We start from the raw sequence: 22,578 nt of genomic DNA on the forward strand, positions 1-22,578 counted from the left end.
AATGAAAGCGGCGATTAGCAACACCTCATTCCACCCCAATCAACAAAATGGATGGCACTTTTTGCACATTGTACGTACCCAAATTCGTACCCAAATTTGTACGCACATACATACGCAAATAAAAATAGCCTATGCCTGCCGTGCCTAACATTAATCCCGGCGAATCGCCCGCACCACCATTTCCGCAAGGCCAGGGCAAACCTTGTTTAATATAGAAATTGTGCCCATCCTGCGCGACTTTTTCTGCAACCTCCATTAAGGTAGGGCGTTGCAATTGTTGTGCTGCCATGATCATCAATTCTGCATTGCCCGCCGCGCCATGACATAAAGAGTAGTTGAGTTTGCCTGGCAACCAAGGCTGCATCAGGGCAGCAGAGCTTGATTGCAAAGCGGCTTCTAGGTCTTCTTCGATAGCTTTAGTAACGCTAGTATCGACTGTTTCCGCACCAGATGTCTGATTTAATAATTGGAGGTTTCTGAGACGCGATAAACCTATGCCCGGCGCGCCGTGACACCAAGCCATGCTGCAGGTGATCGCGCCCTGTTCCGTTTTCCCTCTTTGTGCAAACTGACGTAAATCTGCCCAATTCGCTTGGGCTTGATCGAACCAATGACGCTCATAACGTAAAGCCGCTAGTGCGGAATCGAAGAATTCTTTCTCTTTGCTCACGCTATACAATTCCAGCAAAGCGGTGGCGATGCCTGCGGTGCCATGTGAATGCCCTGTTAAATTCGCTTGCACAGCTCCACCTATCGTCGGCCATGAGCAACCATGCTCGTCGTGCTCAGCCAATTGCAGCAAATGACGCCCGTGCAGGTGCGCCAATTCTGCCAATTCTTCACGCTGATATTTTTTAGCCAGATACAGCAAGGCGGGAATGGCACCGGCACTGCCAGAAATCACATCAATATTTTTCGCATCGAAAGGAACGCCACGCAAATCATTCAGCATGGAAAAACCACGTGCTATCAAGGCATCACGCTGCAAGATTTCACCGATCCGTATCAAAGCAAACGCAATACCGGTAGCGCCTGCATAAAAGCCATGTTGCACATTCACAGGCAAGCGTGCATACACCGACAACGCCTGATTCACCACAGCTTCTATGGTGCGCAGTTGTTGCCTGTCGTGCGTGAATTGATATAGTTCTGCCAGAAACAAAGCGATACCACTGGTGCCGCTATACAAATCGGCCGCGCAAGCTTTGTACACAGGGGTCAAACGCTGCCCGTGCATCTCTTGCCCCCATCCCAACCAGTTACAGCGCGTCTGATCCCACACCGCATCACGACACAGTAGATTACCAAGGCGATTGGCGATTTCCAGATACAGAGGATTGTTTGCAGGGCTGAATTTAGTAGTTTCTACCATTGTGTTTCTTTGTCAAAAATTGCCTGTCCAAAAATATCATTTGAATTTGGATTCAGGTAAGGCCTCTCAATACAAATATCATTCGCCTGAAATACTTGCTCTATCATGTCGACTTGCACCTCAACATCCCGTTCACCAGCCAGATAGGCTTGCACTATGCCCTCTGCCACCAAGCCACAACGATGCATACCAAAACTTGTCCTGGCTTTAAAATCCTCCGCCATTCCGACGCCGCTAACCAAACAACGGGTAAACAAGGGAATTCCTTCACGCAAACGGATAGCTGACCCTTTATGCATATCTATGATCAACGATGCCACTAAGGTGTAATAGCGTCTTGCTACATACAAAACTGCAGAGTCAGCGCGCGTATACATCTTAGTTTGCACTAAAGACTTAAACTTAAAGGGAATATGGTAACGATTCAATGTCGAAGTAATTTGTGCCATCAAATCGACAGCCGCATGGGCTGCAACATTAAAATAAAAACGCACAAGGGCATTCTCATCAAACTGGTCTGACAATGTTCTGCCAAACGCAAAAAAGAAACTTGGCTGCACATCAGTGGTGCCAGCAAACATGCGGATACTAACAAAATCACCAGCAGTAGGAGCAACGCCAGGCCATTTATAGGTCGAATATTCACCTGCAATAGCGACTCGGCTTCTATCTGCCTTCTGCACAAACACGCGACCGTCGCTACCGGTCTCATAAATCCGCCACCCCGGATCCCAACCGTCTTTGTTGTCATTGGCAGCATGAAATAAATTTGTCAAATTTTCATACTTAACATCGACCGATTCTGGATCTGCATCTGAGAGAAAATGTCCGACGTAGCATTCATCGTAAAACTTGGAATTCAAATGCTCGCGTAATTGATTCACATCAGTATTTTCTGTTTCTTTTTCGGGAGAAGCTATTGCAGGCGCATCAAAGGTATAGGTAACACCATCAAATACATATGCATTAGGGCTTGTAATTGACACGCGCTGACAAATAGTCGTCAGTTGCTGGCGTAAAATCGAATCGCGTTTCATAGCGCATCCTCTGCAAAACCAAACAATTCCACTGCTGCCCTGCGCGGATCACGTAAAACTTGCTGACTCATATCTAACAAGGCATACGCGTGCGGGCTCATCTCAGAGCAAAAATGGAGTGATTCGAAAGCGGTTTGCAATATCCTCACCGCTGCAAATTCCAAACAAACGGTAAGGTACGTGGAGCGATCCACGTCCGCAATGTTACGAGCCAAGCAATAGCTATTCCAAAATGCCTGGATACTCGAAAACATCTGCGGCATATTTTGCTTGGTCTCATCGACCATTTGCTGACGTTGCTGTTTCAGGTCGCGATAATGACGCATAATCCAATACGACAAATAGGCTTGGAATACCGATCCTACATCCCAGCGCGCATCACCAATATCAACCACTTCCCAATCAATAATTTTCAATTGTAATGCGCCCTGATCTGGATAAACCAAGCAATTGTCCCATTTAATATCGGCGTGAATAATTTCTTCAAAACGCCAAATCTCAAATAACCTCGCCAGATCCAACTGCAATTGCGGTAAGCCGCGTACCACAACCCCAAGTTGCTCAGCACCACCACTCAAATGTGCAGGATCAAAATAAGATTTTTTGTGATAAGTAAAAATCCAAGGGACTTTTTTTGTAAAGGCTGGTAGCTCTTGATTATTAAGCGGCAAACTAGGCTGCGGATCAAGCTCTATCATATGAAAAGCGCTCAAAGCTTGAGCTAAAGAGACGGCAATAGATTCTGAAAAAGTCGTCTGCTGATAATAGTATTCACGGAGATTCTGACTATGGGGCAATAGTTCCAGAATTAAGGTATAGCGTGCCGCATCATAATCGATGACAGCGGGTATTAATCTAGCCCAGTCTGGAAATTGCTGCGCCCATCGATAACAAGTTGCTTCCCTACGTATTGAGGTACGACGCAACTCTTCTAATGACTTCACCTGTTTGATAAAACAACCGTGATGACTTCCCCACCGCACTTTGAAATTTCGATTATTTTGCCCCGCCTCCACCACACTAAATTGACCATCAACAATATCGCTGACCTGAATATAAGCGCGGGCGGTAAGATAGTGCGCAAGATTTGCTGCAGTTAAGAACATAGAAAAATAGAAGAGTCAAAAGATGTCAATAAAAAACCCGAAGCATATTACTTGCTTCGGGTTTTGCAAAGCGTCTGTGGTGTTTATGCGTTATGCCTACCAACACCGCAAGGTCAAAGCATTAGCACAAAAATTCTGGTGCAGCTTGATAACTTGATGATGTAGTTTGGAATTGCGGTGGTGCTGCGAAATTTTTGTTAGCTGATGTTGTTTCTCGTCCGCAGGCTTCAGTACAACTAGCAGAAGTACCTATATCGCATACATAGCCTGTTATTGGTGACATTGCCATTTCTCCGCAACCTTGGGTACAAGATTCGGAAGTACCTGGACAATCTATTGAAGCAGTTGGTGCTACTGGCATTTCTTCACACCCCTGAGTACAAGACTCAGAAGTCTCACATCCTTGCCCTGTGCTTGGCGACATCGGCATTTCTTCACACCCTTGAGTACATGATTCAGAAGTAACGGGGCCATTCAAGAAAACTGTCTCCAATACAGGACTCGCTGTGGCGTGCACCGAATCCGCTAAGTTATAAAAATTCATCAAAATATCTCCTGTAAAACAACATTAACAACAATAAAAAATCACTGTATCTAAGAACAAACGAATTGATCTTAGATACAGCGATCATCACTACATTAATTCTGCGCAGGCTCTAAATCATACGGCAACTTAGCACCATAGATATGTACTTCTCCGCCACCACCAGCAAAATAATCACTAAAAACCCCGACCTGCAAATTTGGCTCCGCAACGGCAATACTAAGCACGTCAGCGGCACTCAAAAATTGAAAATCTGCAGAGCAAAAATTAGGATCACGTCCTTTGGCAGGCACATTCACTCTTGCCAATTGCGTATGCGCGAAATACTGTGGTTCGGTTTGCACAGATAAATAATTGGTGTACACCGACTGCACGCCGGCAACATTCCCCACTTGTGGAGTTGTACTGTCACTCAGTGCACACCAGCCATCACAATTAAACACAAAGCCATTACGATCTGCGACTACACTTTGCAAGACGATGGCCGAACCGCTAGAGGGTATTAATTGTATATTCACAGTACCAGTTTCTGCATTGTCCACGGAAGTATGACTATCTAAATTTTTGCGCAAACGTGCATCATCATGATCAAGGCAAATTTCTACGCCATAGGTGAGACGTACTGGCGCATTATCTTGCCCATAGTTTTGTTGAAAAATTGCATAGGTGTCGTAGGCTGATTGTTTCACATCACCGCCGGACAAATCTATATGCGGGTAAGCGACCATTTCTTCTGTGATGACATCTTGATTGGTGGTTTCAAACAAGACGAAATCGATAGGCGACAAAAAGTATTTTTCTGACGTCATTGTGCTATACGTCTGCGATTTACCTGCCACCTGCAATCCTAAATTACTAAAAATCAAAGCACGATCACGTACTTCGACTGCAGGATTGGCGCGTAAGTCAGTCAGCGTATAACTCAAAATTTGTTCTGTGACGCTGCGCGCATTACCAAACTCTGCCTCAGCATTGAGCACGAGGCTCTCAACCAGTCTTTTACGCATCTGCACTGAGGGCGTTTTGAACACGGCATCTATATCAGCAACCTTGGCACTAATCATCGTGCCAAACACAAATGTCCAATTTGGATACTCCTGTGCATTAAAGGTTTGTGCCAGTAAGGCTAACGCGCGCTGAGCCGGATCGTCTTCATCTTTGCTATACACATAAGGCCCAAGCACGCCATGAAAATAAAATTCAGGCGCCAAAAAAATATTATTCACCGCCTGTACATCTTCATCTACTGGCAAAGCTTGTTTAGCTATGTCGACCGCATTTTTTAAAATGCTAATGCGAGCCTGTAAATCGACTTCCAAATCTTGATTGCCAAGATAATTGCCAACCAAGTATTTAGATAAGATTAACTTCTCTTGACTCGGCCCTGTAGGAATCGCGTAACCGATAAAACGACATTTAGCATAATAGTTTGTAGGCATATACATTCAATTTTCATGGTCTGTTAACAAAAAAAATGCTCAATGCAAATAACGATGATCTTTGCGCAACCCTATAAATGATGGATCAGCCTCAATCTGAGCTTCAACCAGACCCAATTGTTTAGCTTTTTCAAGTTGTCTAAGGGCATTCACCCTTTCACCAATAATTTCATAGACTTTCGCCGCTTGGAAATGCACGACAGGATTAATGGGGGCTAACTCAAGCGCACTAGTTATTGATCGTTTTGCTTTTTCGACTTCACCTAATCGAACTTCAATAACTGCCATAACTGCAATAAACCAACCATCTTTAGGTCGTCTCGCAATTCGCACTTCAAGCAATTCTCGTGCCCGAGAATATGCTGACTTTGCATCATTTTGCTTACTTGGTATTTCAATCAGCGCATCCGCTAAAAACCGCCAAATCTCATAGTCTTGTGGGTTAATTGTCGCTGCTTTTTCTAAAGCCGCTGCTGCCGCAACAAAATCGCCCTGACTAAACTTGGTCTGCCCTAATGTCAAATACAATGTTGCATCAGATCTAACCTGCAAACCTTGCTGCAATACTTGTAATGAATCAACTCTGCGACCCATCGCATCTAAATTTTTTGCAAGAAAATTGTAAGGCAAAGTAACATCAGGATTATGTTTTACGCTTGCTCTAAAAATTGGCTCTGCAATGTCATATTTAGCCTGATTAAAATAAACAACACCTTTCAAAACCAATATCAACCAGTCATTAGGGAATAACTGCAAAGCTTTATCTGCGGTACTAATAGCCTCGTCATATTTACGAGCTAATAAAAGTATCCGCATTTCGGTTTGCCATACCAACAAATTTTTCGGCTCTAATTTTTTTGCGTGAGCAACCGCTGTCATTGCCATCTCAAACTGCTGATGCGGATCCAAAGATAAGGCATATGCCACCTGAGTCAATGCCAAATCGGGGTTTAAACGCAATGCCTGTTGAGAGCTAGCTAAAGCCTTCTCGCGCCAAACTTCATCACGACTACTTCCTCGAAAACGATGGTTATAAACTATAGAAAGCCCTGCTGCCGCACGCGCATTATTCGAATCATGCTCCAGCACGGTATTAAAATGCACGGTCGCTTCATCCAACTTACCCGGCTTATCGTACATCGCCAATGCTCGCATCCCTTGCTCTAACTCTATCGATTCTGAATACGGTTTGAGTGCCTTGGCAATTTGCGCCCAATTAGGTTTGACCTGCCAGATACCGATACCAAATACGCCCAACAAACCAACCAGCGCTATGGCATAGCGCCAACGACGACGGCGTGATAGCGCATCGAACTGAGTCTGTAATTCATTGATTTTTGATTGACTCAAACTGTTGGAAGACGATTCTTTCGTCGACAGTTTTTTGCACTGGTCTTGCACCTGTTGCCAATCAAAACGCTGACTAACATCACGTCTGGTCATGTCCAAAATCAAGGCGCGCGTTGCTGACGAAATAGAATCTGGCCACATCCATTGTTCTGAAGAAGTTTGCGCTTGTGCTGCGACTAAAGCTAATCCACGCAGATTGGTAAATGGCGTTGCGCCAACCAGCATCTGATACAAGATCGTACCGAGCGCAAAAACATCGCTTGCGGCATTTGCACTTTGCTCAGCAAAACGCTCGGGTGCCAGATACGCAATACTGCCTTGCGGATCTATTTCTACAATATTCTTCACTGCATGGGGATTGTAATGCGCCGTAAAACCCAAATTCAAAATGCGAATTTTTCCAGTGGCGTCCACCATCAAATTCGCGGGTTGTAAATCACCATGGATCAATCCAGCGGCATCCGCTTCCTGCAATGCCATTGCAGCTTGCTTGGTGTGTATCAGTGCCAGATTTTCTTGACCTAGATGCTCTTGCATCCAGTCGAGTAAGGAAACGCCCTTAATCAACTCCATCACGATATAAATGCCCTGTTCGTGTTCTTCTAGCGCATGAATTTTGACGAATGCAGAATGCGTGAGTGCTGCGGCGATGCGGGCTTGCTTGAGTAGAGTCTCAAATTCATTGCCGAGATTCGCCAATTGCTTAATGACGACCATTCTGTGCAGACTCGTGTCCCAAGCTTGATAAACTGGCGCCAGGGGATTTTCATCCAGACAAGCACGTATTTCATAGTGCTTAAACGCCTGCGGCATCGGGGCATTCCCTTCTGGCACAGCTTGCAGTTTAGAATTGGCGGAATTCATGGTTAAGTTTGTCGCTTATTATTCTTGTGGCTTGAGTTGTGACTTAGGTGTAACTTGGGCTGCAACTTAAGTCATAACTTAGGTTATAACTTAGTTTTCGACTTTACCATCAAAGTTCCAATCGAATCTCAGATAAATTGAGATTTTTACATGTTAACCACAATTTTTACAAATTAAAATTTTAAATTAACACGTAAAATTTATGACTAGAATTTCATTCGACTCGCTTCAGCTGTCTGACAAAATCTCAGTATTTCTCTGCCTAGCTACATCGTTGTAAGCACTAACGCTCAAAAAGTGCTTCTCCCATCATGACGAATTGAATGATTTCATCTTATAATGCTGAAAAATCAAAGACTTAATCGTGCTCGATCAAGCTATCCTCGCGAACCGCCTCTGAGTCTATAACGGCGGTCAAACCGAACAAACATAATTCAGATTCAAGACCGCCTGAAGTCCTCTTAATGATCGACTAGTTATCTATTAACCATGTATTCATTTGCTTAGTTTCAGCTCATCTATTTAGCTCACCTTTTCCTCACAAAGTTTCCTATGCAAGCCGCTGCTACCCCTTACGTCAATATTTCCGCCTATAAATTTATTACTTTCGACGATACTGCGGAGAAACGCCCAGAATTTATCGCGAAGTGCCAAGAGCTCAATCTCAAAGGCACGGTATTACTGACGCCCGAAGGGATTAATATGTTTTTGGCTGGGCTGCGCCACGAAATTGATGCGTATATGGATTGGCTACACAGCGATCCACGTTTTGCCGACATCATTGCTAAAGAAAGTTTTTCTGATTGCCAACCGTTTACAAAATTGCTGGTAAAGATAAAACCGGAAATCATCACCATGCGCATGCCTTTGATTAAGCCTGAAGATGGGCGCGCACCAGCGGTCGAAGCGAAGACTCTCAAACGCTGGCTGGACCAAGGTCATGATGACAATGGCAAACCAGTCGTGATGGTCGATACGCGCAATGACTTTGAAGTCGATGTCGGTAGTTTTGATAATACGATTGATTATCGCATCAGTAAGTTTACTGAATTCCCTGCTGTCATCGAAGCGAATCGCGATGCCTTAAATGACAAAACGGTCGTGACGTTTTGTACCGGTGGCATACGCTGCGAAAAGGCGGCGATACATATGCAAAACGTGGGCTTTGAAAGCGTCTATCAGCTCGAAGGCGGGATTTTGAAATACTTTGAGGAAGTCGGTGGCGATCATTATCATGGCGACTGCTTTGTATTCGATTATCGCACTGCCTTAAATCCGCAATTAGAAGCAACTGACACCACCCAATGCTATGCGTGTCGCGCTGTCGTCACACCACGCGAACAATTATCACCGTGGTATATCGCTGGCAAATCCTGCCCGCATTGCAAAAAGATGTCGCGCGAGACTGTTGATCAAGATGCAAACGAAGAGGCGGCTCAATCTTCACCGCATTCCACCGCGACACTATCCCAGTAAAGCTGTTGTAAACATGCCTGCCTGATTACTTCATCACGCCATGTCACCTTATCGCGGTCGCTTCGCGCCCTCACCTACTGGTCCTTTGCATTTTGGTTCTCTAGTGGCCGCGATGGCAAGCTACTTGGATGCCAAAGCGCATCACGGTAGCTGGCTCGTGCGCATTGAAGATGTGGACTTTGACCGAAATATCGCGGGTGCAGATCACGCGATCTTGCAGTCATTACAGCGTTGCGGCATGCATTGGGATGAAGAGGTCGCCTGGCAAAGTCAACGCACTGCACTATATCAAACGGCACTCGATCAGTTAGGTGATCACGTGTTTGCCTGTAGTTGTTCGCGCAAAGAAATCGCCGATTCACGTTTGCGTGCTGGCCTCTCTGATTCGCAGATTTATCCAGGTACTTGTCGCACAGGGATAGTGAATAACAAAGCAGCACGCGCCTATCGCCTGCGTGTGCCGGATGGCGTGGCGGCTTGCATCACATTTGAAGATCGCTTGCTAGGCATCCAAACACAAGATTTGAGTAGCGCCGTCGGTGATTTTGTTTTAAAACGTGCCGACGGATTTTGGGCATATCAATTAGCGGTGGTAGTCGACGATGCAGCGCAAGGAATCACGGATGTGGTGCGCGGTGCAGATTTGCTTGATTCCAGCGCTAGACAAATTTATCTGCTAGCATTACTAGGCTATCCCACACCACGTTACTTGCATGTGCCGGTAGTGACGAATCAGGCAGGAGAAAAATTGTCTAAGCAAACTGGCGCTTTGGCCTTTGATCGTGGTGACAATGATTTATTGCAAGAAGCCTTAATTCCCGCAGCTCAATTTTTAGGATTAAGCTTTTCTACGATGCCGCGATCGCTCCCGGAATTTTGGTCAGGTGCTACCGACTTATGGGCTAGTAAATTGGCGATACGATAGACTCACAAAATATTGCCATCTAAATGAAAAAAGCAGAAAACGACATTTGTTTTCTGCTTTTTTTCTTGCACAGCATCTGTGCTGTGTTTAACTACTTTTCACAAACCCACCTAATAAAGCTGCTTTCTTTTGCGGCTTCGCGGCATCTGTTGCAGCATTGTTCAACATAGGCTTACTTGGTGCGGGACTAGCGCTAGGCTCGTAAGGTTTCAAGAACCATGGATCTACCTTTTCACGCGGTGGCTGATAACTACGTGTTGGGCGCTCGCTTCTGTCGGCAGTTCTATCTGAAGTTCTTGGGCTGCGTTCTTGGCGATCGGCAAAACTAGTTGGCTTACGCTCAGAGTGCAGAGAAGTGGCAATAAATCCTGCCAACTGTAAGCGTACAATTTTTTGCTTAATCAATTTTTCGATATCGACCAACAGACGCTCGTCTTTATCAGTATGCAAAGAAATCGCATCACCTTTTGCACCAGCGCGGCCAGTGCGACCTATGCGATGCACGTAATCTTCGGCGTTATACGGCAAGTCAAAATTAATTACACATGGCATTTCAGAGATATCCAGACCGCGTGCGGCAACGTCAGTAGCCACCAGAATTTCCACTTCGCCACGCTTAAAGGCTTCTAAAGCTGCCATCCGTTCTTGCTGCGATTTATCACCGTGAATCGCCGTGGCTTTGATACCTTGCTTGACCAGATGGACTGCAACACGTGATGCACCAATCTTAGTATTAGAGAAGACGATGACCTGCTTTAAACCACGCTCACGAATAATGAAGGCGACCGCATCACGCTTTTCGTCTTCCTGCACTTTGTATAAAACTTGCGTGACGTTTTCTGAAGTCGCATTGCTACGTGCCACTTCTATCGTCACTGGATCATTCAAAAAGCTCGCAGATAATTTTTTGATCTCTGGCGAAAACGTTGCAGAGAACATCAAATTTTGACGCTGCTTAGGCAGTAAATTAATGATGCGCTGCAGATCAGGTAAGAAGCCCATATCCAGCATTCGATCCGCTTCGTCCATAATCAAGATCTGCGTCTGTGACAGATTGACTGATTTTTGCGCCACATGGTCTAACAGGCGTCCAGGTGTCGCGATCACGATCTCCACGCCATTGCGCAAAATGGCTGTCTGCGGTGCCATATCAACGCCGCCAAACACCACCGTCGCCCGTAAAGGCGTGTGACGAGAATAGGCTTTCACATTTTCTGCGACTTGATCCGCCAATTCGCGCGTCGGCGTCAAGATTAAGGCGCGCACAGGATGACGTGCTGGCGATGCACTGGTGTTCGCATGTGCCATCAAGAGCTGAATAATCGGCAATGAAAAACCCGCCGTCTTGCCAGTACCTGTCTGCGCCGCGCCCATCACATCACGTCCTTGCAATACCACAGGAATCGCCTGTGCTTGAATTGGCGTCGGATGCACATAGCCTTGATCGTTCAGCGCACGCAAAATTTCAGGCGCTAAACCAAAGGAATCAAAGCGAAGAGTATCAGCAGCTAATTCAGCGACTGTCGGTAAGGGGGTATCGGTCATGGTATGCATAGTGAGCCTCCCGTGCGTCTAACACGGCATCAAGTGTAGGGATTCGTGATGTTGCGTCAGCAAAAGTAAGGCGTGGGTGTATTTCAATAGTCGCGCATTATAACACTATGCACAGCAAAGTCTTGAAAACAAAGGGAAATCACGCGCACACCAAATTACTTTTGAAGCAAATACTCAAATGGATTGCTAGGGCAATCTCTTCAGCAAATGCCATGATTGGACTAGCCATCAAAAATTATCATCAGCTGCACTGACAGACGACCTGCATCTTATTAAAAACATTACGTCCACTTCAATAATGCACGAATTGCATAATCTATTAATCACGCATGTTCAAGTATTTAGTCTAGTCGACTTCACTTATAATACGTCGATACCTGTCAATAGTTTACATATTAGGACAAGAACAATAATGCACGATGACACCTTGATACAAAATTCCGTGACTGGGAATCCTGTTGACGCCAACCCAATCTTACGTCCTGAATGGTGGCAGAATCTGGCTCCGTCTTTATCTTTGAGCAACTCGCCCTATGCTGCGGTTAAACCGTTGGTGATGGATGCAGGATCGGAAAGCGCAATTCGCCAATTAATCTTACAAGAAGGTTATGTACAAGGATCTGTCGGGCAATGGAAACTCCCCTTGACCGATATGGTGAATGTCGTCGTCAAGTTAAAAGGCGCTGGCTTGATGCCTGTATTCGCTTTGGCTTATGAGGAATTTTGGCTGCTGGCTCACCAACTAGGCAATGTGGTAAATACGCTGCTAGGAGGTGAATACTACATGTTGCCAGATTTTTGGATGTGGCATGTAGATCCACAAAAAGATGAGTCCGGCTGGAAGCCACATCGTGACAAAAGCTATGGTTCATTGTTAGCCGATGGCATGCCTAAAAGCGTCACTCTGTGGATTCCGTTAACTGCTGCAACCACCTTAAATGGTTGTATGTATGTCGTTCCAGCCGATAGAGATCCTACCTATGGCACACCAAACGATAAGGATTGGCGTTTCGAGTATCAAGACGTACGTGCTTTACCCGCCGTACCTGGTGATTTTTTCGTTTGGAATCAAGCTGTCTTACACTGGGGTTCACACGCAAGTCCGCGTGGCGGAGCCGCCCGTGTAAGTATTGCTTTTGAATTTCAACGCAAAGATATTCCCCCTATGAACTCGCCATTAATTCAAGCCGGCACCATTCCCAATTTTGCACAACGCATGAATCTAATTGGGAAACAAGTACTTCAATACAAGCACATGTATCCGCTGTCACCCGAACTTGCCGCGATCGCTAACGCCATGGCAATAGCGCCTAATACAACGCCTTTTTTACACATGAATAATTCACACAAATAAGTGGATTGCAATTTCCCATCCAGCCTTTCAATTTTCAATTATTGATTCGTCACATTGAAAGGCGTTTGAAGTTTCAACTATATAACACTCTATTGCTACACTCTAATCACGCTCTTGTCGGACTCAACTTCCAAAACGAGGAAGACAACAAACGAATGACGACTTCCCAAATTCCTACAATAGGCCTGCAATCTTAATCCACCTGTCCGTCCCAATACCTGTTGAACTTCCGTTACACCGTTCAAGAACATGGAAACAAAAAAAGGGGACTGCAAATAAATGCAATCCCTTGTTTTAATTAGGTATTTTTGGTGGGCCTCCCGTGAGTCGAACACGGTACCAACGGATTATGAGTCCGCTGCTCTAACCAACATGAGCTAGAGGCCCTATTTGCTAAAGCACAAAGCGCCCCAGAAAATGAGCGCTCATTGTATTACATTAGACGTAACCGACACAAGGCTTACAGAGGATAAATGCGCGATTCTTCATGCTATTTAGTGTCGATTCACTTCGATTTTAAAGATGCACAAAAAAATAAAACCGCACAATCTTCAATTGCACGGTTTTATCAAATTCAATCACAAACAAGCTTGTTAGCTACCGACTGGCGCATTCACGCTTTTGATCAATTACCTTCAAGGAAGCTCTTCAGCTTATCCGAACGTGAAGGGTGACGCAGCTTACGCAAGGCTTTTGCTTCTATTTGGCGTATCCGCTCGCGAGTAACGTCGAACTGCTTACCAACTTCTTCCAAAGTATGATCGGTCGACATTTCAACACCAAAACGCATACGCAATACTTTTGCTTCGCGCGGTGTTAAGGAATCCAATACATCCTTCACTACATTACGCATCGATGCATGTAATGCGGCATCAGCTGGAGCCAAAGTGTGATTATCTTCAATAAAATCACCTAAGTGAGAATCATCGTCGTCACCAATTGGTGTTTCCATCGAAATCGGTTCTTTCGCGATTTTCATGATCTTGCGGATTTTATCTTCCGGCATTTCCATCTTGATCGCCAAAGTTGCTGGATCTGGCTCTGCACCTGTTTCTTGCAAAATCTGACGCGAAATACGATTCATTTTATTGATCGTTTCTATCATGTGTACAGGAATACGAATCGTACGCGCCTGATCCGCGATAGAGCGCGTAATCGCTTGACGAATCCACCATGTTGCATAGGTTGAGAATTTATAGCCGCGACGATATTCAAATTTATCCACCGCCTTCATCAAACCGATATTACCTTCTTGGATCAAATCCAAGAATTGCAAACCGCGATTGGTGTATTTTTTCGCGATAGAAATTACCAGGCGCAAGTTTGCCTCAGTCATTTCACGTTTAGCTTTGCGTGCTTTCATTTCACCTGCGGACATCTTCTTATTAATGCCACGCAAATCAGGTAATGGCAGAACAACACGCGCCTGCAGGTCAATCAGCTTTTGCTGTAACTGCTGCACTGTCGGTACATTACGACCCAAGATCGCGCTGTAAGAGTGCCCAGCATTCACTTCACCATCGACCCATGCAAGATTGGTTTCGTTGCCCGGAAAAACTTTGATGAAGTGTGAGCGCGGCATACCGCAGCGATTCACAACCACATCAAGAATTTGCTTCTCAACGTGACGCACTTCATCGACTTGCCCACGCAAAGTGTCACACAGTTTTTCAACAACTTTTGCTGTGAAGCGAATTCCTAATAATTCATTCGAAATTGCTTCTTGCGCTTTAATATAATTCTTAGAGTTGTAGCCTTCTTTTTCAAAAGACTTACGCATCTTGTCGAAGTTTTCAGAAATCGTCGCAAATTTCGCGAGGGAGTCGCGCTTCAATTGCTCCAATTGCTCTGCGGAGATGCCAGCGGCGACAGCAGCGCTGTCTTCTTCCTCTTCATCTTCGTCTTCTTCATCTTCGTCATCTTCTTCATCTTCGTCACTTTCGGCGACGACGATAGGTGCTTTTTCTTCTTCGGTTTCAGCGTTTGGATCAACCAAGCCATCAACCATATCGTCAACTTTAATTTCATCACTGGCGATACGTTCAGCTTGCGCTAAAATTTCTGCAATGGTCGTTGGGCACGCGGAAATTGCCTGAATCATGTCCTTCAGGCCTTCTTCAATTTTCTTCGCGATGACGATTTCGCCTTCGCGCGTCAACAACTCAACCGTACCCATTTCACGCATATACATGCGAACCGGATCGGTCGTGCGACCAAAATCAGAATCAACGGTAGACAATGCGGCTTCGGCAGCAGCCTCAACTTCGTCATCATCACTCGCCACGGTGACGACATTATCTGACAACAGCAATGCTTCTGCATCAGGAGCCTGCTCATAGACGGCAACGCCCATATCATTGAAGGTACTGATGATGCCTTCAATCGCTTCTGGATCGACGACGTTTTCTGGCAAGTGATCATTGATTTCAGCGAAGGTCAGGTAGCCACGATCTTTACCCATTTTGATCAGGGTTTTCAGACGTTGGCGACGACGTTCTAACTCCTCTGCGGTAGCCTCAGGATCAGCGGAAAAAGCGTCTTTCAATAAAGCTTTTTCTTTGGCTTTTCGATCTTTCGCTTTCGCTTTATCGAGCGCCTTCATCTCAGCGCGCTCTACCGCATTGAGTGCTGCCATTTCTTCATTTTCTGGTTGATATTCTTTAGGCTTACGACCGCGACGACCAGGCACCTTCACTCCAGGCAATACATAGCCAGAGGTATCAATACTTGCCAACAGAGCGGCATCCGTAGTTTGGCTAACAGTAGGCGCAGATCCTGTTTTGATCTCTTGCACTTCTGGAGCTTTTTCGGATTTTGCCGCCTTCGTCGATTTTTTTGCTGGTTTTAATTCTTCTTTTTCAGCGTTATCAGACTTTTCGGCTTTGCTACTGACGTTCGATGCTTTAGTAATCACAGAGGCTTTCTTTGTTGCGGCTGACGGTGTTTCAGTTTGCTTCCCTTGTTTCGTTGCAGCCTTTTCGACATCCTTGCTCAACTTCGGTTCCGCTTGAGGTTCATTTTTTGTGGCACGTGTTTTTGGCACTTCAACTTCCTTTTTACTGACCGTCGATTTTACATCTTTACTTGAAATCTTGCTCTCAGCCAATTTTGCTGGCTTCAGTTCTACTTTAGGCGGTTTAGCGCCTTTCGCAAGGACTTTTTTCTCAGTGACTTTTGGCTTCACACTAGCCTCAATTGCAGTCTTAGATTTTGTAGCAGTGGACTTACTTGTTGCGATTTGATTCTTTTCAACAGCAGCACTTTTGCCGACTGATTTTACGGTTGTTTTAGTCGCAGTTTTAGCAACTGATTTCACCGTTTTCTTCGCTACCGCGGCTTTTGCTGGAACACTTTTCCCAGTTGGCTTTGCGACAGATTTAAGGGCTGGCTTTACTGCAGACTTTGCTGGTGCTTTATTCACGGCTTTGACCGGAGATTTAACAGCTTGCTTTGTTGTTGCCTTCGCTGCTGGCTTAGTTGTTGTCTTCACTGCGGGCTTAGGTGCAGACTTAGTCGCCACTTTAGTCGCCACTTTACTGGCTAATTTTGCGGGCACTTTAGAAGTTGCCTTCGTTGAAGTACTGGCCGTTTTTTTTGCGGCGGCAGTTTGGGTCGAGCTCTTCGTAACTACGGATGTCAGTTTTTTCGCGGGTTTCTTCATTGCACTAGCCATTGAATCAAACCAACCGAAGCTAAGAAGTCTATTTTGAATTCTATAAAACTACACTTTGTTAGCAGTGAATACTGCGGGACAGTGCATTTATCCTAAATTCAAACGCAACTTTTCTTTGCATCGGTGTTTTGGGTTACTCGGAGGAGCATATGCTCACCTAAACAACACATTCCTGTCATTAACAAGCATTATCTGGATGCCCACAACGAAGAATGAAAACAACCTAAGACCTTGAATCGAAAGCCTTTAATTATATCACTTGCCACTCTTTTACTCAATCCGGCGCGCCCTTAATTAGCACATCAACACTAGCCGCCTACGCCTTACCATTAGAAAACGGTCATACTATTTCTACACTTTCCGAGCAAAACCGAACAACAAATCCAACAAACAGCTAAATTGAAGGCTAACTAATCCGGCTAGTTCCGACACACTCTATCGAATTTTGTCTTACAGGCCACCAGCCGCTTCCGCCTCAGCCTCGCGCCGAATTGCATCTTGCAATTGCATAATTTCTCGATAACGCGCAACATCCACTGGATCGCGCAAACCACGTTGCGCCAATTGTTCCATTTCCATTTTTAGCACTTGTGTACGCATCTGCCGCAAAGCCCCTGCTAACTCCATGCTAACTACGTCAATTTCGGACTCGGTTTGCTCTGCGATTTCTGCAATTAGCGGATCAAAATCAGCACTTGTCGCCCGCAGATTTTCTGCCAAAGCCGCGAAATTCGCCTGATCGCCCATAGGCTGTGCAATTAATACTAATTGTTTTAGCATTTCAGCACCATCTGGCGCAATTCGGGCAGCACACTCCATCATTGCCGGAGTCATCATGACAGCCAGCGAGGGATGTGCGACCAAAATTCGCATGACTTGTCGCTCCAAACCAACAGGTGCACTACGACGACTTTTCGGCGGAGCAATTTTTACCCGTGCAACCGGCTGACTTAACTCAAAAAGGCTTTCAATTTCAGACGCAGTTGATTGCGTAATCTGCGCTAAATTACGCACTAATTGCAAGCGCAATCCAGACGGCGCCATTTGTTGCAATAAAGGCTTAGCATCAAATTGTGTTTTTGCACGCCCTTCAGCAGTACTCAAATCATTCTCAGCACTAACTTCCTTAATAAAAAATTGCGACAAAGGCATGGCATTTTGTACTTCAGCAGCAAACGCCTCAGCACCAAATTCACGCACAAAACTATCAGGATCATGCTCGACTGGCAAAAACAAAAACTTTATGATCTTATTGTCATTCACATGCGCCAAGCAGGCATCCAATGCTCGCCGCGCGGCTCGCCGCCCGGCACTATCGCCGTCAAAACTAAACACCACATGATCGGTCTGACGCAATAATTTTTGCACATGGGTTGGCGTACATGCAGTACCTAAAGTGGCGACAGCTTGCGGAAAACCAAGTTGCGCCAGTGCGACCACATCCATATAACCTTCAGTGACCAACACATAACCGGCATCACGAATGGCCTGACGCGCCTCGAACAATCCGTATAGTTCGAGCCCTTTTTGATAGAGAGGCGTCTCAGGAGAATTTAAATACTTCGGTTCACCCTGATCCAGAATACGCCCACCGAAACCGATAACCTGCCCCTTGGTATTGCGAATCGGGAACATAATGCGATCACGAAATCGATCATAACGCTTACGATGCGCACCTTCGTCATCACTTTTATCAATCACCATCCCAGCTTCTGCCAGCGCATGCGCACTATATTCAACAAAAACCGAGCGCAAACTATCCCAGCCATCTGGCGCATAGCCCAGACCAAAACGCGCAGCGATTTCGCCGGTAACCCCGCGTTTTTTCAAATACTGTATTGCCTTATCCGCGCCACGTAATTGTTGGCGATAATAATCACAGGCCTTGGTCATAACTTCACTCAAGGCCAGGCTTTTCGCAGTGACTTCCGCTCTTTGCGCTGGCAACATGCGATCATCATCCGGCACAACCATGCCACTATTGAGCGCCAAATCCTTGACCGCATCGACAAAATTCATACCGGAATACTCCATCAAGAACCCGATGGACGTTCCATGCGCACCACAGCCAAAACAATGATAAAACTGCTTGGTAGGACTAACCGTAAAACTAGGGGATTTTTCGTTATGAAACGGGCACAAACCCATGTAGTTAGCGCCACCTTTTTTCAATTGCACGTACTTACCAACCACATCGACTATATCAACGCGGGCAAGCAAATCTTGAATAAAACTTTGTGGAATCACGCAAACAATCTCATGGAATAAAAACGAACACGGCCTCGGAAAGATTTCACCCCGAAGCCGCAATCACACAACAACAAAAGGGAAATTACTTAGCTAATGCAGCCTTTACCATAGCAGAAACAACGGTCATATCTGCCCGCCCCGCCAATTTTGGTTTCAATACAGCCATTAGTTTGCCCATATCCTGTGGACCAGTTGCACCGACTTCTGCCACTGCATCGTTAACTGCCGCTTGCATTTCAGCCTCACTCAAACCTGCTGGCATATAAGCTGACAAAATCGCCATTTCGGCTTTTTCAATATCTGCCAAGTCTTGGCGTCCACCGGCCTCAAATTGGGTGATTGAATCTTTGCGTTGTTTGATCATCTTTTCGATGATTGCTAACACCATGGTGTCATTCAATTCAACACGCTCATCTACTTCTTTTTGCTTCATCGCAGCCGTGATTAAACGAATTGCGCTCAACTTCGCCGTATCTTTGGCACGCATTGCTGCCTTCATATCGTCGGTGATTTGATCTTTTAAGCTCATGATGCCCTCTGAAATTATGCTTTCTTACAGTCAAGCGAACTACAAGAAATAAACAATGAAAATAACAAAGCCCGCTGCGGTACACCGGAGCGGGCATGCAAACCTAAAGCAGATGAAAACCGTGAGGCATTAAGTTGATATGAAACCACTCAATGCCAGACAGAATTAATACATCTTCTTAGGCAATTGCTGACTACGAATACGTTTGTAGTGACGTTTAACAGCTGCTGCCAAACGACGTTTGCGTTCTGCAGTTGGTTTTTCATAAAACTCGCGAGCGCGCAATTCGGTCAACAGACCGGTCTTTTCGATGGTGCGCTTGAAGCGACGCATGGCGACTTCGAACGGCTCGTTTTCTTTAAGGCGAATTGTGGTCATGTAAGTTCGGAACCAGTTAAAAATTATAGGAAGACCGAAATCATAACAGGATTTTTCTAAATAGGGAAGTCAACTGATGAAAACTTATGCAAAAAAGTGTGGCAAATGAACACGCGCATTATGCCTCGATGAATTAAAGGACAACTCTTTCTAACTACTGAGCGCAAAGGAGCTCTATGAGTAATTATAGGTAGGTCGCGCACTAAGCTTCAATTCAATTCACCAATCGCTTTACCTGCAGCTACCCCAGATGCCCAAGCCCACTGAAAATTAAATCCCCCTAGCCAACCAGTCACATCCACCGCCTCACCAATAAAATACAAACCGGGCACCTTATTTACCATCATTGATTGTTGAGACAATTCACGCGTGTTCACGCCACCACGAGTCACTTCAGCTTTTCGATAGCCTTCTGAACCGTTAGGTACCAATTCCCAACGATTCAACTTTTCACCGAGTTGGCGCAAACGTTTATCCTGCATATCGGCTATCTTCAAATTGCCATCAAATCCGTGGGCCAGCAATAAGCCATCCACGAGACGAGCAGGCAAATAAGCGGCGAGAAAATTCGCCAAATTTTTCTTTGTCGTTGTTTTTGCAGCAATTAACTCTTCCGCGATATCCAGCTCTGGCAATAAATTGACACGTATGCTTTGTCCTGAAGACCAATAGCTAGAAATTTGCAAAATCGCGGGCCCTGACAAACCCCTATGCGTAAATAGCAAATCTTCACGAAATACGATCTTGTTCTTTTTCTCCCCAGTCTCGATGTCAACTTCCAGAGAAATCCCTGACAAAGGCACGAAAGGCTCCCAAGTCTGCGCATCAAATGTCAAAGGTACCAGAGCGGGCCTGGGCTCGACGATTTTTAAGTCGAATTGTTTTGCGATGCGATAGGAAAAATCCGTTGCGCCAATTTTGGGAATCGATAAGCCACCGGTAGCAATGACCAGATTTGAGGCAATCACCGGCCCACGGTCAGTATGAATGACAAAGCCCTGCTCGGATTGAAGAACCTCGCTGACTGCGCACGGCATGCGCCATTGCACTTTCCCTAGGTCGCATTCAGATTTCAACATGCGGATAATATCTTCTGCGCTGTCGTCACAAAACAATTGCCCTTTATGCTTTTCATGAAACGCGATTTTGTACCGCTTCACTAAACTCAAAAAATCTTGTGGTGTATAGCGCGCCAATGCGCTTTTACAAAAGTGCGCATTATCAGAAAGAAAATTGTTTGGGGTCGCATGCATATTAGTGAAGTTGCAGCGCCCGCCACCAGAAATACGGATTTTTTCTGCTAATTTGCTGGCATGATCAATCACCAATACCGATTTACCAGCTTGCCCAGCAACCGCAGCACACATCATACCCGCGGCACCAGCACCAATCACGACCACATCAAATTGCGAGGTCTTTTCTGTCGTCATCATGTACCTTCAATGCTGGAAATTGCATAAAAATTGAATAAGGCGCGCATTGTAATAGAAAACTGCAGATATCTCTGCATCACTCAGACCGACACGACATCGAAGGGCTATTAGCAGCCTAAAAGTAGCCTAAATTGCACTTGCTTTGAGCTCCTTGGCAAGGCGTAAGCAATGTGCAACTTGCCTTTCTATATTGACTGGAATGGCGTGCTTACCGGCCAGTACATCGGCAATCCACGTCGCGGTAGCGTCCGCGCTGATATCTATGGGTAGGCTTTCTGGCTCTGCAATCAATTGCGTGTCAGTTTCTTCCAAAGTTTCACATACGCCTGAATGGTATTTATCGATACGTTGCGAGCGTGCCGTGCTGGCGACAGCCTCACCTTCTGTGCCACGCATTAACAATGCCGTACCGCGCTCTACTGGCGCTAATTGTCTGAAATAGGCATCGAGCGTCACCTGATATTCGGGATGCGTGTACGAACTGAGGCGCACTGCAGCTTGCTCAAATGGTTGCAAAATTTTAACCAAGGTATGCGTAGAATTGCGCAAACCCAAAATTTTTCGCAACATCAAAATCTTATGCATAGAGGGAGATAGCGCTAGCAGAGGTATAAATGCCAAATGCTTACTCGCCATCTGCTGCTCAGCATGCTTGGCATCCAACGACAGTTCCACTCCCAAAGCTGAGAAGATCGCTGCGCTAGTGACCCGACCTGCATCTTGTTCAAGACCATGGACCAATACGGGAACACCCTCACGTGCCAATAACATCGCCAACAAAGGCGTCAAATTCGGACGCTTGCGGGCACCGTTGTAGCTCGGAATCACGATAGGCGCAAATGGACTTTCTTGTGGCGCATGCAATAGAGGTAATCTCTGTTCAACTGCATCCATAAAACCAGCAATCTCGTCTATCGTTTCACTTTTGATCCGCATCGCTATTAAGATCGCACCTAGCTCCAGATCAGATACGCGACCATCCAGTATTGATGCGTACAGCTGACAGGCATCGGTTCGCGACAAGTTACGCGCCCCCTCTTTGCCGCGACCAATTTCTTTTATGTAGGCAGCGGCGAGAAAGGGCTCTGCACTCAATTTATCTTGTGTATTTTTCATAGCGCTAGCTTACACTGGCTCAGCAATTAGGAACAGACTCGCCAACAGACAAGGTCGAACAATATTAAGTGTGGATCTGTCATCCACTCAAATAAGCCGTGCCTCCATCGCGCGCCTAAACTCGACAGACAAGATCAAAAACCAACGTTAGCAAAGGAAGTCTGTGCATGCGGCAAAA

General features: G+C 45.7%; 16 protein-coding genes and 1 tRNA gene. 3 read left to right on the forward strand and 14 right to left on the reverse strand.

Annotation, left to right across the window (positions count from 1 at the left end; all coding sequences use genetic code 11):
* Positions 1-25: 25 nt before the first annotated feature.
* From H8K55_RS02025 to H8K55_RS02050, 6 genes are all read right to left on the reverse strand, one after another.
* The gene (locus H8K55_RS02025) at positions 26-1,372 is read right to left on the reverse strand and encodes a lanthionine synthetase LanC family protein (RefSeq protein ID WP_186940366.1); all 1,347 of its coding nucleotides are present in this window, start codon (positions 1,370-1,372) and stop codon (positions 26-28) included.
* Positions 1,366-2,409, reverse strand: a complete 1,044-nt coding sequence (locus tag H8K55_RS02030) for a T3SS effector HopA1 family protein (protein WP_186940367.1) — start codon at positions 2,407-2,409, stop codon at positions 1,366-1,368. The genes H8K55_RS02025 and H8K55_RS02030 overlap by 7 nt, the downstream gene beginning before the upstream one ends.
* On the reverse strand, positions 2,406-3,515 hold the full coding sequence (locus H8K55_RS02035; RefSeq protein WP_186940368.1) for a phosphotransferase: 1,110 nt from the start codon (positions 3,513-3,515) through the stop codon (positions 2,406-2,408). Before H8K55_RS02035 ends, H8K55_RS02030 begins: the two co-directional genes overlap by 4 nt.
* 121 nt (positions 3,516-3,636) lie before the next feature.
* Positions 3,637-4,059: a hypothetical protein gene (locus tag H8K55_RS02040; RefSeq protein ID WP_186940369.1), complete on the reverse strand. Its 423-nt coding sequence runs from the start codon at positions 4,057-4,059 to the stop codon at positions 3,637-3,639.
* Between the two features lie 95 nt (positions 4,060-4,154).
* Complete coding sequence (locus H8K55_RS02045; protein WP_186940370.1) at positions 4,155-5,498, reverse strand: hypothetical protein; 1,344 nt, start codon at positions 5,496-5,498, stop codon at positions 4,155-4,157.
* 39 nt (positions 5,499-5,537) lie between these two features.
* Positions 5,538-7,712, reverse strand: a complete 2,175-nt coding sequence (locus H8K55_RS02050; RefSeq protein WP_186940371.1) for a serine/threonine-protein kinase — start codon at positions 7,710-7,712, stop codon at positions 5,538-5,540.
* Positions 7,713-8,264: 552 nt separating this feature from the next.
* Here H8K55_RS02050 and H8K55_RS02055 point away from each other — a divergent pair.
* Both H8K55_RS02055 and gluQRS read left to right on the forward strand, forming a co-directional pair.
* Entirely contained in the window at positions 8,265-9,188 is a 924-nt protein-coding gene (locus H8K55_RS02055) for a sulfurtransferase (RefSeq protein ID WP_186940372.1), read from the forward strand.
* A gap of 40 nt (positions 9,189-9,228) precedes the next feature.
* A complete protein-coding gene (gene gluQRS / locus H8K55_RS02060) occupies positions 9,229-10,113 on the forward strand; it encodes a tRNA glutamyl-Q(34) synthetase GluQRS (RefSeq protein ID WP_186940373.1) in 885 nt (294 codons plus the stop codon).
* A gap of 87 nt (positions 10,114-10,200) precedes the next feature.
* Here the strand turns inward: gluQRS and H8K55_RS02065 are convergent, their stop codons facing one another.
* A complete protein-coding gene (locus tag H8K55_RS02065; RefSeq protein ID WP_230408470.1) occupies positions 10,201-11,658 on the reverse strand; it encodes a DEAD/DEAH box helicase in 1,458 nt (485 codons plus the stop codon).
* Positions 11,659-12,079: 421 nt separating this feature from the next.
* On the opposite strand from H8K55_RS02065, the gene H8K55_RS02070 reads away from it, so the two are divergent.
* Positions 12,080-13,021 (forward strand): phytanoyl-CoA dioxygenase family protein, encoded by a 942-nt coding sequence (locus tag H8K55_RS02070; protein WP_186940375.1) that lies wholly within the window; start codon positions 12,080-12,082, stop codon positions 13,019-13,021.
* A 309-nt stretch (positions 13,022-13,330) separates the two neighbouring features.
* Here H8K55_RS02070 and H8K55_RS02075 read toward each other — a convergent pair.
* The 7 genes from H8K55_RS02075 to ybiB form a co-directional block, all read right to left on the reverse strand.
* Positions 13,331-13,408: transfer RNA gene (locus H8K55_RS02075), tRNA-Ile, on the reverse strand.
* A 238-nt stretch (positions 13,409-13,646) separates the two neighbouring features.
* Positions 13,647-15,815, reverse strand: coding sequence for an RNA polymerase sigma factor RpoD (gene rpoD / locus H8K55_RS02080; RefSeq protein ID WP_408057948.1), 2,169 nt, complete (start codon positions 15,813-15,815; stop codon positions 13,647-13,649).
* A 1,329-nt stretch (positions 15,816-17,144) separates the two neighbouring features.
* Entirely contained in the window at positions 17,145-18,941 is a 1,797-nt protein-coding gene (gene dnaG, locus H8K55_RS02085; protein WP_186940376.1) for a DNA primase, read from the reverse strand.
* An 85-nt stretch (positions 18,942-19,026) separates the two neighbouring features.
* Entirely contained in the window at positions 19,027-19,473 is a 447-nt protein-coding gene (locus H8K55_RS02090) for a GatB/YqeY domain-containing protein (RefSeq protein ID WP_186940377.1), read from the reverse strand.
* Between the two features lie 165 nt (positions 19,474-19,638).
* A complete protein-coding gene (gene rpsU, locus H8K55_RS02095; protein ID WP_186891961.1) occupies positions 19,639-19,851 on the reverse strand; it encodes a 30S ribosomal protein S21 in 213 nt (70 codons plus the stop codon).
* 209 nt (positions 19,852-20,060) lie between these two features.
* Positions 20,061-21,281 carry a BaiN/RdsA family NAD(P)/FAD-dependent oxidoreductase gene (locus tag H8K55_RS02100; protein WP_186940378.1) on the reverse strand — a complete coding sequence of 407 codons (1,221 nt, stop codon included), beginning with the start codon at positions 21,279-21,281 and terminating at the stop codon, positions 20,061-20,063.
* A gap of 129 nt (positions 21,282-21,410) precedes the next feature.
* The gene (gene ybiB / locus H8K55_RS02105) at positions 21,411-22,400 is read right to left on the reverse strand and encodes a DNA-binding protein YbiB (protein WP_186940379.1); all 990 of its coding nucleotides are present in this window, start codon (positions 22,398-22,400) and stop codon (positions 21,411-21,413) included.
* Positions 22,401-22,578 lie beyond the last annotated feature (178 nt).

The organism is Affinundibacterium flavidum (genome assembly GCF_014284175.1).
In the GTDB taxonomy this organism is placed as follows: Bacteria; Pseudomonadota; Gammaproteobacteria; order Burkholderiales; family Burkholderiaceae_D; genus Undibacterium; species Undibacterium flavidum.

Excerpts from the sequence above, each read along its gene's own strand:
- H8K55_RS02025 (WP_186940366.1), bottom strand. The coding sequence starts at position 1,372 with ATGGTAGAAACTACTAAATTCAGCCCTGCAAACAATCCTCTGTATCTG.
- H8K55_RS02030 (WP_186940367.1), bottom strand. The coding sequence starts at position 2,409 with ATGAAACGCGATTCGATTTTACGCCAGCAACTGACGACTATTTGTCAG.
- H8K55_RS02035 (WP_186940368.1), bottom strand. The coding sequence starts at position 3,515 with ATGTTCTTAACTGCAGCAAATCTTGCGCACTATCTTACCGCCCGCGCT.
- H8K55_RS02040 (WP_186940369.1), bottom strand. The coding sequence starts at position 4,059 with ATGAATTTTTATAACTTAGCGGATTCGGTGCACGCCACAGCGAGTCCT.
- H8K55_RS02045 (WP_186940370.1), bottom strand. The coding sequence starts at position 5,498 with ATGCCTACAAACTATTATGCTAAATGTCGTTTTATCGGTTACGCGATT.
- H8K55_RS02050 (WP_186940371.1), bottom strand. The coding sequence starts at position 7,712 with ATGAATTCCGCCAATTCTAAACTGCAAGCTGTGCCAGAAGGGAATGCC.
- H8K55_RS02055 (WP_186940372.1), top strand. The coding sequence starts at position 8,265 with ATGCAAGCCGCTGCTACCCCTTACGTCAATATTTCCGCCTATAAATTT.
- gluQRS (WP_186940373.1), top strand. The coding sequence starts at position 9,229 with ATGTCACCTTATCGCGGTCGCTTCGCGCCCTCACCTACTGGTCCTTTG.
- H8K55_RS02065 (WP_230408470.1), bottom strand. The coding sequence starts at position 11,658 with ATGACCGATACCCCCTTACCGACAGTCGCTGAATTAGCTGCTGATACT.
- H8K55_RS02070 (WP_186940375.1), top strand. The coding sequence starts at position 12,080 with ATGCACGATGACACCTTGATACAAAATTCCGTGACTGGGAATCCTGTT.
- H8K55_RS02090 (WP_186940377.1), bottom strand. The coding sequence starts at position 19,473 with ATGAGCTTAAAAGATCAAATCACCGACGATATGAAGGCAGCAATGCGT.
- rpsU (WP_186891961.1), bottom strand. The coding sequence starts at position 19,851 with ATGACCACAATTCGCCTTAAAGAAAACGAGCCGTTCGAAGTCGCCATG.
- H8K55_RS02100 (WP_186940378.1), bottom strand. The coding sequence starts at position 21,281 with ATGACGACAGAAAAGACCTCGCAATTTGATGTGGTCGTGATTGGTGCT.
- ybiB (WP_186940379.1), bottom strand. The coding sequence starts at position 22,400 with ATGAAAAATACACAAGATAAATTGAGTGCAGAGCCCTTTCTCGCCGCT.